Here is a 14,123-nt window from a genome sequence, read left to right as displayed (position 1 = left end):
TCAGGCGGAGGCGACCAGCTGGACGTTCGCGTGGCCCCGCACGTACACCGTGCCGTCGGCGGCGTGCAGCACCGTCTCGATCGAGGCGAGGCGACGTCCCGCGCGGATCACCCGGCTGTGGACCTCGACGGCGTCGCCGGGCACGGCGGGTGAACGCAGGTAGTCGAGGCCGATCTCGAGCAGCCGGTACCGCTGACCGATGCCGGTCAGGGTCTGCGCCGCCAGCCCGGTGACGGTCTCCGCGATCGAGACGAGCACACCGCCCTGCACCGAGCCGATGATGTTGACCGTCCACGGGCGGGGCGTCAGTCGGGCCCGGACGTCGCCGCGCTCGGCGGACGTCACCTCGAGGCCCAGCAGCCCGGCGAGGGGGCCGCGCGGCAGCGTGCCCGCGGCGATGCCGGCCACGACGTCGAGGCCGGGCATCTCGGCCAGGACGGCCGGGTCGATCCACGGTTCCGGCTCGTCGCGGACCAGGACGTCGTCGTCCTCCGCGGTGCCGGTGTCGACGGCTCCGCGGCCGACCACGACCGACCGGGCCACCACGTGCGCGACGAGGGTGCCGTCGTCGGCGAGGACCTCGGTGCGCGACAGCCCGGTCGCGTCGTCGTAGAACAGGCTGCGTCCGTGCCCGGAGACGGTGCCCGAGACGGGGAAGGGGTGGGCGAGGGAGGCGTCCAGATGCGACAGCACCCCCTGCGGGCGCTCCCCGGTCTCCGCGAGCCGAGCGAGACCGGCAGGCGCGGCCGCCGCGAAGTCGCAGAAGACCCCGATGGACGACAGCGTGATCTGCCCGCGGTGGTCGAACAGGTGCGGTCCCACCGGCTGGCTGATCGAGAGCGACCCGTCGTCACTCACCTCGAGGTCGACGCCCATGAAGCGTCCGGGACGGTCGACGGAGAACTGTGCGGTCTCGATGGCCATGCCCATGCTTCTACCAGGGGCGGCGCGCCCGGGCGGGGGTGGGGCAGGGGTTCCGATGGTCCGCCCCGGGGTCAGGGAGCCTTCGGTCCGCGCCGGTTCTCCAGTTCGCGGATCCGCTCCGACGCCTCCGCGAGACGCTTCTTCCGCGCCTCGGCTTCGGACTTCTTCAGCTCCTCGTAGACCTCTTCGTCGTCGTCGCTGTACTTCAGGATCAGCCGCGGGATGCTCAGGGTCACGATCAGCGACGGCCACACGATCCACGCGTAGTCCCAGTCGACGGCGATCTGCAGGACCAGGAAGGTCACCAGCGTGATGCCGATGATGATCCAGTCCAGCGTCTCGACCAGGCTGCCCCGCGACTTCAGCGACTCGAGTTCGTCCTCCGCCGACGGTGCCGTCGCCGGTGACGTCGCGGAGCGGACGGCCGGCGCCGAGGACTCGGTGATCATCCGGATGTGGCCGTCGGCCAGTTCGAGGGGCACACCGCCGGGCAGTCCACGGAAAGACGGTGACAGTGCCGAAAAGGTTCGCGCCGAAGCAATCTCACCCGACCTCTCGTAGAAGTCGGCGCTGTCGAGACGGCCCGCGGCGTAGTGCTCGCCGAGCGCATTCAACGCGTGCATGCGCTCGGCGTCGCTGAGCAGCAGATCGTCGTGATCGGAATTGCCGGTCATGGTTCCCCGCGCTTTCGGTCTCGAGTCCTGTGCATCCCGATCCTAGGGGCGCCGCGGACCCGGCAGGTCGCGCGCGAGGATGGCCGCCTGGATCCGCGACTGCAGTCCCAGTTTGTGGAGGACGCGCGCGACGTGCGTCTTCGCGGTGTTCTCGCCGATGCCGAGGCGGGTCGCGATCTGCCGGTTGGACAACCCCTCACCGAGACAGTCGAAGACCTCCCGTTCGCGGTCGGTGAGGACATCGGGATCCGGGGCGTCCACCGGTTCCGGCCGCCTGGGCGAGTGCGACACGAACGCGTCGATCACCGTGCGGGTCACCTCCGGCGACAACACGGCCTCCCCGGCGTGCACCGACCGGATCGCACCGAGCATGGTGTCGGCCGAGGCGGTCTTGAGCAGATAACCCCCGGCCCCGGCCCGCAGGCTCTCGAAGACGTACTCGTCGATCTCGAAACTGGTCAGCACCAGCACTTTCGCCCGGGTCTCGCCGGTGATCGCGCGGGTCGCGGAGATCCCGTCGACGTTCGGCATGCGGATGTCCATGAGCACCACGTCCGGATCGAGCGCGCGGGCCTGCGAGATGGCGACGGCGCCGTCGGCGGCCTCACCCACCACCTCGATGTCACCGCTGGTCTCGAGCAGCAACCGCAGACCGGCCCGGATGGCACCGTGGTCGTCGGCGAGCAGCACCTTGATCGTCACGTCGTATGCCTTTCCCGCAGCTGCCTTTCCCGCAGCGGCAGCTGCACACTGGTCGTCCACTCGTCGCCCTCGCGGCCCGATCGCGCGCGGCCGCCCACCGCCGCGGCCCGCTCGGCGATGTTCCGCACCCCGTGCCCCGCTCCCGGATTCGGGGAGTCCTTCCCGGTCACCGGGTTCGTCACCTCGATGTCCAAACGATCGGCCCCGGAGTCGAACCGGATCGTCACCGGGCGGCCCGGTGCGTGCTTCACCGCGTTCGTCAGGGCCTCCTGCAGGATCCGGTAGGCCGTGAGGTCGACGTCCGCGTCGAGATCCGGTGGGGGCGGGCCCTCGATCCGCACGGCGTTGCCGGCGGCGCGCGCCGACGCGACCAGCGGTTCCAGATCGGCGAGGCGCCCCGCCGTGGTGGCCTCGTCGTCGGCGTCGTCGTTGCGCAGCAACCGCACCATCGACTGCATCTCCTGCAGGGCGGCGACGCTCCCGGAGCGGACGGACTCGAGCACGGCCAGGGCCCGGTCCGGGTCGGTGTCGCGCAGGCGCAGGGCGGCTTCGCTCTGGATCGCGATCGACGACAGGTGCCCGGCCACGACGTCGTGCAGGTCGCGGGCCAGACGTTGCCGTTCGGCGGTGATGGCCGCGTGCCGGTCCAGTTCCGCGACCCGCGTGAGGGCCTGCACCCGTGCCCGCTCGATCTCGGCGGCGTCGCGGTGCGACCGCACCGACCGCGCCCACCAGATCGGGACGACCACCACGAGCGCCGCGATCGACACGGCCCACACCGCGATCCGCAAGTCCCCGAACCACAGACCCAGCGCGACCGCACCCACGCCGATGGGGATCAGGGGCGCGCGTTCGAGGAACTGGCTGGTCCGGGCCGAACCGAACAGCGCGGCGGCGTAGAGCAGGTCGCCGTAGGCGATCCACACCGGCAACGACGGCCCGACGACGAGGTCGATCAGCACCACCGCGCTGCCCAGCACGAGCCCGAGGAGCGGGCGGGTGCGGCGCAGCAGCATCGGCGCGCAGACCCCGGCGAGCAGGAGCAACCACACCCACAGTGGCTGTGGCGCGCGGTCCGGCACCAGCACCCCGAGATCCAGCGCGTACAGCAGCGCCCCACCCGCGAAGTACGCGAGCGCGATCAGCAGGGAGTTGTAGCGGGGGTCCACGGGCCCCACGCGGATGCGGTTCTCCTCCTCGGTCACGGCTTCGATTCGAACACAGGCTCTCGGATTCGAACACGGCCTCCCCGCGGATCGGGGTCGGCGTCACCCGAAGTGATGACACCGCACCCGCCGGCCGGGCGACGCGCGCGCGAGGGTGGACGGGCGAATCTGGGAGCATGTTCAGCCACATCGCCGCTTTCATCGTGGGATGCGAGATCGCCTTCTGGGTCGTGCTCGCCGCCGGACTCGCCTGCCGCTACCTGCTGCGCCTGCAGAAGGCGGGCGGGGTCCTGCTGGCCCTGATCCCGCTGATCGACCTCGTCCTGCTCGCCGCCGTCGCCGTCGACCTGCACCGCGGGGCCGAGGTGGGCTGGGTCCACCGCGTCGCGGGCATCTACCTCGGGGTGAGCATCGCCTTCGGGCCGAGCGTCGTGCGGTGGGCCGACCGCCGGTTCGCCTACCACTTCGCCGGTGGGGAGAAACCGGCACCGGCACCGAAGGAGGGGCCGGAGGCCTTCCGCAGGGAATGCGTCGATTTCGGACGGTGGCTGCTCGCGGCCGGCATCAGCGCCGCCGCGGTCCTCGGCCTCGGGGTGACCGTCGCGAACTCCGAGCAGGCCTCGGCGCTGTACGGGATCTTCCCCACCCTCGGCGTCATCACGGTGATCTGGTTGCTGACGGGCCCGGTGTGGGTGCTCGGGAAGGCGTGAATCACGGAGCCGCGATGAGTTTCCGGCGGGCGCCCGGTCGGTATCTGCGACACCCGATCACCCGAACCACGAAAGAGACACCATGTCCCGCATGCTCTTCGCCAACCTCGCCGTCGAGAACGTCGCCGCCACCCGCGAGTTCTTCGACAAGCTGGGGTTCACCTTCGACGACATGTTCTGCGACGAGAACACCGCGTGCCTGGAGATCAACGAACAGACCTACGTGATGCTGCTCGAGAAGCCGCGCTTCCGCGACTTCATCAACGACGACATCTGCGACACCACCCGCGCCCGCGAGGTGCTGATGTGCATCTCGGCGGAGAGCCGCGAGGCGGTCGACGCGCTGGTCGACGGCGCGATCGCGGCCGGTGGCAGGGAATGGGTCACGCCCGGCGGGGAGAGGGCGCAGGAGAAGATGGGCGGATACGCCCACCAGCGGGCCTTCCGCGACCTCGACGGTCACGTCTGGGAAGTCATGTGGATGGATGTGGCCGCCGCCCAGCAGGCCGCCGCTCAGCAGGGAGCCTCCGCCGGGGCGTGACCGGACGTCAACGGGTTCGGGTTGCCGGGTCCTCCGGCAACCCGAACCGGGCGAACAGCCCGGTGATGTCGTCGGAGAAGAAGACGGTGGCGTGCGCGACTCTACCGTCGACGACGTCGAGGACCTGCAGCTGGAAAGGGTGGTGGCGGCCGTCCTCCCCGACCATGTACAGCCCGAAGGCGGGCTGGCCGTTCGCGAGGGTGGGCAGCAGGATCTGATCGCCCGGCCCCTTCGCCGGGCAGTTGGTCTTGATGAGCGTGACGATCGCCTCGGGCCCCTGATACCAGCCCTCGAAGGGCGGCATCTCCCAGATCGCGTCCTCGGTGAGCATCTGCACGAGCGAATCGATGTCGTACCTCTCGAAGCCGTCCACCCAGCGCTGCAGCAGCGCGCGGGTCTCGGCGCTGTCGGGTTCGGCGAGTGCGTCGCCCCGGGCCTGCGCGTCCTTCAGCTGCGCGCGGGCCCGCTGCAGGAGGCTGTTGACCGCGGCCGTCGACGTGCCGAGCGCCGCCGCGACCTCCGCGGCCCGCCACTGCAGCACGTCGCGCAACAGCAGCACCGCCCGCTGCCGCGCGGACAGATGCTGCAGGGCCGCGACGAACGCAAGGCGCACCGAGTCGCGGGAGGCCGCGATCGTGGCCGGATCCGACGGGTCGTCCTCGACGTAGCCGCCGGGCAACGGCTCGAGCCACGGCACCTCGGGGCGGGTGACCAGGTCGTCGGTGGGGTCGCTGCTCGGCGCCCCCAGCCCGGTGGGGAGCGGGCGTCGGCTCTTCCCTTCGAGCGCCGTGAGGCACACGTTGGTGGCGATCCGGTGCAGCCAGGTGCGCAGCGACGAACGTCCCCCGAAGTTCCCGTACCCGCGCCAGGCCCGCAGGTAGGTCTCCTGGACGAGGTCCTCGGCGTCGTGCAGGGAACCGCTCATGCGGTAACAGTGGGCGAGCAGCTCGCGGCGGAACGGCTCGGCGCTCTCCATGAAATCGGCGGGAGCGGATTCTCCGTCGGCGTAGTCGTCGAGCAGTTGTTCCGTCATCGTCCGTGACACCCCCGGGGCCGGTAGCGGCTACTGGTCGAAGCGTAACCGGAGTCACCGACACGGGACAGGCCGAGCGAGAGGGGGCGGGGCTCGCGGAGGGGTCTCGATCCGGGCGCCGGATGCGGGTACGGTGCTCGGAGTCGCGCCGAGGTGAGCGCGTGCTGTGGACGGAGTGGGGACAGATCGTGCACGAACACACGTTGCGCGAAGACGCATCCGACGAGCCGGGGGACAGGGACGGATCGGCGGAGAGGACCGGATCGGGGGAGAGGGGCCCGGTGGGTCCGTACGCCGACGGTCTGCCGCCCGGTGCCCTCGCCGTCGAGACCCCACCCCTCGACCGGTTCGGCGCCGCCGAACTCGGCCGTGCCGTGGTGGTCGCGGGGGTCCTGATCGTGTTCGTGGTGTGGGCGGTGCTGCGGTGGGTCGTCCGGCCGCAGCAGCGCAGCCTCGTGAAGGCCGCGGCCGACGGCACCGTCGACGCCTTCGAACATCTCGGCCCCACCTTCGTGAAACTCGGCCAGCTGATCGCGTCGTCGCCGGGCCTGTTCCCCCGCACGCTCGCGGACTCGTGCCTGCGCATGCTCGACGACGTGCCGACCTTCCCGTCGGATCAGGCCCGTGCGGTGATCGAGGAGGATCTCGGGCACCGCATCGACGAGATGTTCGCGTCGTTCGACGACGTGCCGCTCGCCGCCGCGTCCGTCGCCCAGGTGCACGCCTGCGTGCTGCGCGACGGCCGGCAGGCGGTGGTGAAGGTGCAGCGGCCCGGCATCGCCCGGCGCATGCTCGTCGATCTGCGGGCCGCCTACATGGGCGCGAAGCTGCTGCGGGTGTTCGAGTTCTTCCGCATCGCCAACACCCCGGCCATCATCCGCGATCTCTACAACGCGACGATCACCGAACTCAATGCGGCCGTCGAGGCGGACCGTCAGGATCGCTTCCGCCGCAACATCCCCGCGTTCGGCGACAACGCCTACGTCACGGTGCCGGAGGTGTACTGGGAGTGGTGCGGCCCGCGCGTGATCTGCATGGAACGCCTGCGCGGCAAGCCCCTCGACCGGGTGGTCCCGGGCCAGGACGACATCGACACCGCCCTGCTCGTGCGCCGCGGGGTGAAGGTGTGGATGGAGGCGGTGCTGTGCCACGGCCCGTTCCACGGCGACGTGCACGCCGGAAATCTGTGGCTGCTCGACGACGGGCGGATCGCTCTGCTCGACTTCGGGATCGTGGGGGAGCTGCCGGAGAAGTGGCGGGCGTTGCTGCGCGAGCTGTTCCGGGCGGCGTTGCTGGAGGGCGACTTCACGTCGGTGGCGCGCAGCGTCCGGGCGCTGGGGGTCGCGGCCGATCTCGACGTCGACGACGCGGCCGTGGGGCGGCAGGTCGCCGAGGTCTTCGGTCCGCTGCTGGGGCAGGACGTGGGGGAGTTGCGGCTCAGCGAACTGATCGGTGCGCTCGTCGCGCTGGGGCGCAAGTGGAACACCACCACTCCCGAGGAACTCGTGTTGTTCGGGAAGCAGCTGGGTTACTTCGAGCGGTACGCCACCGCGCTCGCGCCGGGCTGGGTGCTCGGCCGCGACCCGTTCGTCTTCCGGAACGTGTTCCCCGACGAGGTGGCCATACGAATTGCCGAATCGGGTGTGAGTCTCCCCGACTGACAGCGGGGCCCGTTTCGCCTTTACAGCAGTCGCGGCGGCCCGTAGTTTAACGATCGTTCGACCAAATTCATGACGTGAGTCACATCGATCGGAAGGACTGCCCGCGCATGTCGGATTCCCGGGACGTCGTACTGAGCACCCGCGACGGACACGTCGTGACCTGGACGATCAACCTGCCCGAAGCCCGCAACCCCATCTCGGGTGACGAGGTCGTCGACCGACTCGTCGAACTCGTCGACGAGGCGAACCGCGACATCGACACCCGCGTCGTGATCCTCACCGGCGCCGGCTCGGCGTTCTCCGCGGGCGGCAACGTCAAGGACATGGCCGACCGCACCGGCATGTTCGCCGGCGCCCCGCACGCCCTCCGCGAGGGCTACCGGCGCGGCATCCAGCGGCTGCCCAAGGCCATCTACCACTGTGAGGTCCCGATCATCGCCGCCGTCAACGGTCCCGCCGTCGGCGCCGGCTGCGACCTCGCCATGATGTGCGACATGCGGATCGCCTCCACGAAGGCGTTCTTCGCGGAGAGCTTCGTCAAGCTCGGCATCATCCCCGGCGACGGTGGAGCCTGGCTGCTGCCCCGCGCCGTCGGTGCGGCCCGCGCCGCCGAGATGGCGTTCACGGGCGACCGTGTCGACGCCGCCACCGCCCTCGACTGGGGCATGGTCTCGCAGGTCGTCGAACCCGAGCAGCTCCTCGACGCCGCCAGGGCCCTCGCCGACCGCGTCGCCGTCAACCCGCCGAACGCGCTGCGCATGACCAAGAAGCTGCTGCGCGAGGGCCAGCGTGTCGACCTCGACACCCTGCTCGAGCTGTCGGCCTCGCTCCAGGCGCTGTCGCACCACAGCCAGGACCACCGCGAGGCCCTGTCGGCCTTCCTCGAGCGCCGCACCGGCGACTTCACCGGCAACTGAACGTCTTTCCCACCCCGAACCCCCGAACCCAGGACGAACCATGCAGCGGACGATCTTCACCGAAGAACACGAACAGTTCCGGAAGATGGTGCGCGACTTCATCGAACGTGAAGTCGCACCCCATCGTGAGGAATGGGACGAGGCGGGGCATCCTCCGCGCGAATTCTTCCACCGGCTCGGGGAACTCGGCATCCTCGGCGTCCAGGTTCCCGAGGAGTACGGCGGCGGTGGCGAATCCAGCTTCAAGTACAACACCATCGTGTTCGAGGAGGTCTCCCGCGCGGGAGTGTCGTTCGGCGCCTACACCGTCCACACCTGCCTGATCCTGCCGTACCTGCTCGAATACGCCACCGAGGAACAGAAGAAGCGCTGGCTCCCCGGCTTCGCCGACGGCTCGATCATGACCGCCATCGCGATGACCGAACCGGGCACCGGCTCCGACCTCGCGAACATCGCCACCTCCGCGAAACTGTCCGAGGACGGCACCCACTACATCGTCAACGGCGCCAAGACCTTCATCACCGGCGGTGCCACCGCCGATCTCGTCCTCACGGTGTGCCGCACGTCCCCCTTCGACCCCGAGAACCGCCGCGGCGGCCTGTCGATCATCGCGGTGCCCACCGCCTCCGAGGGATTCGCGGTCGGCCGCAAGCTCGACAAGATCGGCCTGCACGCCCAGGACACCGCCGAACTGTCCTACACCGACGTGAAGGTGCCGGTGGAGAACCTGCTCGGCGAGGAGGGCAAGGGCTTCGAGTACCTCACCCACAACCTGCCCCAGGAACGCATCAGCATCGCGCTGAACCAGGTCGGTTTCGCCGAGGCCGCCATCGCCCACGCCATCGCGTACACCAAGGAACGCAAGGTGTTCGGCAAGCCGGTCGCCTCCTTCCAGAACACCAAGTTCGTGCTCGCCGAGTGCTCCGCCGAGACCCAGGCCGCCCGGGTCTACGTCGACCACTGCCTCGAACTGCTCGACCGCAGGGAACTCACGGTCGCGGATGCGGCCCGCGCCAAGCTGTTCTGCACCGAGGTCGCCGGCCGCGTCATCGACAAGTGCCTGCAGCTGCACGGCGGCTACGGCTACATCACCGAGTACCCCATCGCCCGGCTGTACGCCGACACCCGCGTGACCCGCATCTACGGCGGCACCAGCGAGGTCATGAAGACCATCATCTCCAAGGATCTGGGGCTGTAGAACCATAGGGCTGCAGGGCGTACCGGCAGGAGCGACGTGGTGAGAACACCGTCCCCGAAGCAGCGGGTCTTCATCGAGGCAGGGCGGAAGGAATTCGTGCGCAACGGATACGGTGCCGCCTCGATCCGGGCCATCGCCCAGGAGGCGGGGGTGAGCCTGTCCGCCCTGTACTACCACTACAAGAGCAAGCAGGACCTCCTGCTGGCCATCCTGCTCGACGGCGTCGACGCCTACGACGCCGTGTGCGACGCCGAACTGGCCGGTGCCGGTGACGATCCCCTCGAACAACTCCGGGCCTTCGTGCGGGGGAACGTCGTCTTCCGCACGAAGTTCCCCGAGCACGGGCGGATGGTCGCGACGGAGGTGCGCAACCTCGAACCCGAGGGGGCGCGACTGTACGAGCAGCGGCGGCGCGTCGGCAAGGGGCGCATCCGCGACATCATCGAACGCGGTGTCGAACAAGGGGTGTTCACCACCCGGCACCCCGACGACTGCCGTCGCGCGATCCTCGCCATGACCTCCGCGATCGCGAACTGGTACGACCCCGACGGTCCCGACGGGCCGGACGAGATCGCCGACCGCTACGCGCAGATGGCACTCGCACTGCTGTGCCCGAACGAGACGATCGACCGTCCCCGCGGAACAGAAGGATCATCATGAGCACACGACTCGTGCCGCGCGCCGGCACCCCCGATCCGGCCCTCGCCGAACTCCGCGCCGAGGTGCGGGCGTTCCTGAAGGAACAGATCGAGGCGGGGGTGTTCACCCCCGGCATCGACACCTGGCTGACCCGCTGGAACCCCGAGTTCACCCGGGCGCTCGCCGCCCGCGGCTGGGTGGGCATGACCATCCCCGTCGAGTACGGCGGGCACGGCCGCACCTTCATGGAGCGGTTCGTCGTCACCGAAGAACTCCTCGCGGTGGGCGCCCCGGTCGCGGCGCAGTGGGTCGCCGACCGGCAGGCCGCACCCTCGCTGCTGAAGTACGGCACGGAGGAACAGAAGCGACGGTTCCTGCCGGGCATCGCCGCCGGTGAGATCTGCTGGGCCATCGGCATGTCCGAGCCCGAGTCCGGATCCGACCTCGCGAGCGTGAAGACGAAGGCGACCCGCGTGGACGGCGGCTGGCGGATCAACGGGACGAAGCTGTGGACGTCGGGCGCGCACCACGCCGACGCCTTCTTCGCGCTGGCCCGCTCCGCCCCGCTCGATCCGGCGCACCGGCACGACGGGCTCAGCCAGTTCATCGTCCTGCTCGACTCCCCGGGCGTGACGATCCGGCCGATCCTGTCGATGTCCGGTGACCACCACTTCAACGAGGTGGTACTCGACGACGTCTTCGTCCCCGACGACCTCGTCCTCGGAGCGATCGGCGCGGGCTGGGAGCAGGTCACCAGCGAACTCGGTTACGAACGCAGCGGCCCCGAACGCTTCCTGTCCACCTTCGGGGTGCTCGAATCCCTCGTCCGCGGTGTCGCCGAGGGGAAGGTCGAGGCCGACACCCGGCTCGGGGCGGTCATCGGCCGCATGGCGGGCCTGCACCGCATGTCGACGGCGGTGTCCGAGTCCCTCGAACGCGGGGAGAAGGCCGATCTCGCCGCCTCGGTGGTGAAGGTGCTCGGCACCGGGACCGAGGGCGACCTCGCCGATCTCGCCGACGAACTCGTCGGCTACACCGCGGCGGACGATCATCTCGCGCAGCTCGTGCGGGCCGGCGTCATGCAGTGTCCGGGCTTCACACTGCGCGGCGGAACCAGCGAGATCCTGCGCGGGGTCATCGCACGAGGATTGGGAATGCGATGAGCGGACACGACATCCTGGAGACGACCGAACTGCGTGACTTCGCGCAGATGCTGTCCGACCTGTTCACCCCGGGCGACGACCACCGCATCGGTGAGGTGATCGAACTCGACCGGGAACTGTGGACGACCCTCACCGAACTGGGACTCGACCGACTGACCGGCTCGGAGGCCACCGGCGGCAGCGGTGCGGGCTGGCTCGAGGCCGCGCTGCTGCACGAGGCCGCCGGGGGTGCCGCGGCAGCGGTGCCGCTCGGGGAGAACGACCTGCTCGCAGGATGGCTGCTCGAGACCGCGGGGCTGCCGGTCGAGCCGGCCGTGCGTACCGCCGCGCTGCTCGACGGGGACGGAACGGCCCGGCACGTGCCGTGGGCCCGCTACGCCGACGCACTCGTCGTGCTGTGGGACTCGGGTGAGGGATGGCGGGTCGCCGAGATCCCGCGCCGCGACGTCGAACTCACCGAGTCCGTGAACCTCGCGGCCGAACCGCGCGACCACCTCCGGCTCGACACGACGACGCTCACCGGAGCCGCGGTGCCGGACGGTGTCGCGGAGCAGTTCCGCTACCGCGGCGCCCTGCTGCGGGCCCTGCAGTCGGTGGGTGCGATGGACCGGATCCTCGACCTCACCGTCGAACACACCACGGCGCGTGTGCAGTTCGGCCGGCCCCTCGCGAGGTTCCAGGCGGTGCAGCATCTCGTCGCCGACATCGCCACCGAGGCGTCGCTCGCCCACGCCGCGACGGACGCGGCGATCGACGCGGTCCGCGCCGGGGGTTTCGGCGAGGCGTCGACCCGGTTCGCGATCGCGGCGGCCGCCTCGTGCGCGGGGCACGCCGCCTCGGTCGTCACCCGCAACGCCCACCAGGCGTTCGGCGCGATCGGGTTCACGATGGAACACGAGCTGCACCGGCACGCCAACCGGATCCTGTCGTGGCGCAGCGAGTTCGGCACGGTCGCATCGTGGGACGCCGAGCTGCTCGCCGCGGCGACGTCGGCGCCGGACGTGTGGGCCCTCATCGCCGGCGGTCCGGCACGCTGACACCGGAGCCAGCGCACAAGTAAATCAAATATTTGAACAACTGTGCCCCTCGGTGTGACCGCACACACGCCGAGGGGCGCGGTTCATTCGCGGGTGTGGACGTCCGTGCCGGTCGCCGCCTGCGCGAGCTTCTCGAGCAGGCCGATCAGGATCGTCTGCTCCGGGCCGGTGAGCGCCTTCGCCCAGGTCTGCTCGCGCTGGTTGTGCCGGATGTAGGTGTCGGTGATGACCTCGCGACCGGCCTCGGTCAGCGACAGCTCCACCGCCCGCCGGTCGGTGCTCGACCGTCGCCGGTGCACCAGCCCGTCCCGCTCCAGGGTGTTGACCAGCGCCGACACCGCGGCCCGGCTCGCGCCGGACAGGCGTGCGACGCGCTTGGCGTCGCTGGGGCCGGCCAGCCACAGCACGAACAGGATGCGGAAGCCGGGCCAGCTCCAGCCCGAGGGGCGGTGCACCTCGGCCTCGAGGTCGTAGATCATCGCGCTCGCGACGCGGGTGAGTCCGAGCCCCAGTCGCATCGCCTTGGGGTCCACCTCGGGTATCTCGCTGGTCGTCCGGTCGACCGCGAAGTCGATGAACGACAGGAAGTCCAGGTCGTCGAGGTTCTCGGGGCGTTCGGCCATGCCCGTAACAGTAGAGGCGCGAGCGTCCGGGATGTCGCAGAAAATAGTCAAAGGCTTGCGCATTTCGTGTGGCGGTGCTTACATTGCCCTCGTATTCGTTCAAACCTTTGATCAATCGAGGTGTTCTCCGATGACCGCACTCTCCTTCGCCTCCTCCGCCGACCTGGGGGAGAAGCAACAGACCCTCGAGGTGCTCGCCGACGGCGTGTACGCCCTCACCGCCGAGGGTGACCCCAACATCGGCGCCATCGAGGGGGAAGACTTCGTCGTCTGCTTCGAGGCGCTCGCCACCCCTGTCGCTGCCCAGGACTGGCTCGCCAAGCTGCGCGAGCACACCGACAAGCCGGTGCGCTATCTCGTCCTGTCGCACTACCACGCGGTGCGCGTCCTCGGCGCCTCCGCGTTCGACGCCGAGACCATCGTCGCCCACGAGAACACCTACAAGCTCATCGCCGAACGCGGCCGTGAGGACTGGGAATCGGAGTTCGGCCGGATGCCGCGCCTGGCCAAGGGCGCCGAGAGCGTCCCCGGCCTCACCTGGCCCACGGCGACCTTCTCCGACCGCCTGACCATCGACCTCGGCGGCGACCGCGGCGATCTGGTCCTGCAGTTCCTCGGCCGCGGCCACACCGAGGGCGACATCGTCGCGTGGCTGCCGAAGCAGAAGATCCTGTTCGCCGGCGATCTCGTCGAGGCCCAGGCCGCGCTCTACACCGGCGACGCCTTCCACCGCGACTGGGCGACCGGCACCCTCGACGCCGTCAAGGCCCTCGGCGCCGAGACGCTCGTCGGCGGCCGCGGGGCCGTCAGCCGCGGCCGCGAGGAGGTCGACGCCGCGATCGAGCAGACCCGCCACTTCCTGGCCACCATGATCCGCGAGGTGGGTGCGGTGCAGCAGCGCGGCGGCACCCTCAAGGAGGCCTTCGAGGCCACCCACGCGGCCCTGTACGAGCAGTACGGGCACTGGCCGATCTTCGAGCACTGCCTGCCCTTCGACGTCTCGCGCCTGTGGGACGAACTCTCCGGCATCGAACGGCCCGTCATCTGGACCGCCGAACGCGACCGCGAGGTCTGGGCCCAGCTGCAGGGCTGAGCCCGGACGACAGGCCCGGACGAGAAGCAGGAGGACGAGCTC

At 70.1% G+C, this 14,123-nt stretch carries 15 protein-coding genes; 9 read left to right on the top strand and 6 right to left on the bottom strand.

Going from position 1 to position 14,123, the window contains the following annotated elements; all coding sequences use genetic code 11:
- The 4 genes from OED52_RS18530 to OED52_RS18515 form a co-directional block, all read right to left on the bottom strand.
- Nucleotides 1–924 (bottom strand): PaaI family thioesterase, encoded by a 924-nt coding sequence (locus tag OED52_RS18530; RefSeq protein WP_264152290.1) that lies wholly within the window; start codon nt 922–924, stop codon nt 1–3.
- A 71-nt stretch (nt 925–995) separates the two neighbouring features.
- The gene (locus tag OED52_RS18525) at nt 996–1,598 is read right to left on the bottom strand and encodes a DUF1707 SHOCT-like domain-containing protein (RefSeq protein ID WP_264152289.1); all 603 of its coding nucleotides are present in this window, start codon (nt 1,596–1,598) and stop codon (nt 996–998) included.
- A 42-nt stretch (nt 1,599–1,640) separates the two neighbouring features.
- Complete coding sequence (locus tag OED52_RS18520; RefSeq protein ID WP_264152288.1) at nt 1,641–2,300, bottom strand: response regulator; 660 nt, start codon at nt 2,298–2,300, stop codon at nt 1,641–1,643.
- Nucleotides 2,297–3,505, bottom strand: a complete 1,209-nt coding sequence (locus tag OED52_RS18515; RefSeq protein ID WP_264152287.1) for a sensor histidine kinase — start codon at nt 3,503–3,505, stop codon at nt 2,297–2,299. Before OED52_RS18515 ends, OED52_RS18520 begins: the two co-directional genes overlap by 4 nt.
- 137 nt (nt 3,506–3,642) lie before the next feature.
- Between OED52_RS18515 and OED52_RS18510 the strand changes: the two genes are divergently transcribed.
- Together OED52_RS18510 and OED52_RS18505 are read left to right on the top strand one after the other, a co-directional pair.
- Entirely contained in the window at nt 3,643–4,176 is a 534-nt protein-coding gene (locus OED52_RS18510) for a hypothetical protein (protein ID WP_264152286.1), read from the top strand.
- Between the two features lie 82 nt (nt 4,177–4,258).
- The gene (locus OED52_RS18505) at nt 4,259–4,717 is read left to right on the top strand and encodes a VOC family protein (RefSeq protein ID WP_264152285.1); all 459 of its coding nucleotides are present in this window, start codon (nt 4,259–4,261) and stop codon (nt 4,715–4,717) included.
- Between the two features lie 7 nt (nt 4,718–4,724).
- Here OED52_RS18505 and OED52_RS18500 read toward each other — a convergent pair whose 3' ends face one another.
- Nucleotides 4,725–5,750 (bottom strand): sigma-70 family RNA polymerase sigma factor, encoded by a 1,026-nt coding sequence (locus OED52_RS18500; RefSeq protein WP_264152284.1) that lies wholly within the window; start codon nt 5,748–5,750, stop codon nt 4,725–4,727.
- 122 nt (nt 5,751–5,872) lie between these two features.
- Here OED52_RS18500 and OED52_RS18495 point away from each other — a divergent pair, with 122 nt between their 5' ends.
- The 6 genes from OED52_RS18495 to OED52_RS18470 all read left to right on the top strand — a co-directional run bounded on the left by OED52_RS18495 (nt 5,873) and on the right by OED52_RS18470 (nt 12,365).
- The gene (locus tag OED52_RS18495; RefSeq protein ID WP_264152283.1) at nt 5,873–7,411 is read left to right on the top strand and encodes an ABC1 kinase family protein; all 1,539 of its coding nucleotides are present in this window, start codon (nt 5,873–5,875) and stop codon (nt 7,409–7,411) included.
- A gap of 107 nt (nt 7,412–7,518) precedes the next feature.
- Entirely contained in the window at nt 7,519–8,328 is an 810-nt protein-coding gene (locus OED52_RS18490) for a crotonase/enoyl-CoA hydratase family protein (RefSeq protein WP_264152282.1), read from the top strand.
- Nucleotides 8,329–8,368: 40 nt separating this feature from the next.
- Complete coding sequence (locus tag OED52_RS18485; RefSeq protein WP_264152281.1) at nt 8,369–9,526, top strand: acyl-CoA dehydrogenase family protein; 1,158 nt, start codon at nt 8,369–8,371, stop codon at nt 9,524–9,526.
- A gap of 39 nt (nt 9,527–9,565) precedes the next feature.
- Nucleotides 9,566–10,186 carry a TetR/AcrR family transcriptional regulator gene (locus OED52_RS18480; RefSeq protein WP_264152280.1) on the top strand — a complete coding sequence of 207 codons (621 nt, stop codon included), beginning with the start codon at nt 9,566–9,568 and terminating at the stop codon, nt 10,184–10,186.
- Entirely contained in the window at nt 10,183–11,328 is a 1,146-nt protein-coding gene (locus tag OED52_RS18475) for an acyl-CoA dehydrogenase family protein (RefSeq protein ID WP_264152279.1), read from the top strand. The genes OED52_RS18480 and OED52_RS18475 overlap by 4 nt, the downstream gene beginning before the upstream one ends.
- A complete protein-coding gene (locus tag OED52_RS18470; RefSeq protein WP_264152278.1) occupies nt 11,325–12,365 on the top strand; it encodes an acyl-CoA dehydrogenase family protein in 1,041 nt (346 codons plus the stop codon). Before OED52_RS18475 ends, OED52_RS18470 begins: the two co-directional genes overlap by 4 nt.
- An 83-nt stretch (nt 12,366–12,448) precedes the next feature.
- Here the strand turns inward: OED52_RS18470 and OED52_RS18465 are convergent, their stop codons facing one another.
- Entirely contained in the window at nt 12,449–12,988 is a 540-nt protein-coding gene (locus tag OED52_RS18465; RefSeq protein WP_264152277.1) for a MarR family winged helix-turn-helix transcriptional regulator, read from the bottom strand.
- Nucleotides 12,989–13,118: 130 nt separating this feature from the next.
- Here OED52_RS18465 and OED52_RS18460 point away from each other — a divergent pair, with 130 nt between their 5' ends.
- Nucleotides 13,119–14,081, top strand: a complete 963-nt coding sequence (locus OED52_RS18460; RefSeq protein WP_264152276.1) for an MBL fold metallo-hydrolase — start codon at nt 13,119–13,121, stop codon at nt 14,079–14,081.
- Nucleotides 14,082–14,123: the final 42 nt, after the last annotated feature.

Origin of the sequence: Rhodococcus sp. Z13 (assembly GCF_025837095.1) — a bacterium.
In the GTDB taxonomy this organism is placed as follows: Bacteria; Actinomycetota; Actinomycetes; order Mycobacteriales; family Mycobacteriaceae; genus Rhodococcus; species Rhodococcus sacchari.
The sequence above is the reverse complement of the archived record's forward strand: the minus strand, read 5'-3'. Positions and strand labels throughout refer to the sequence as shown.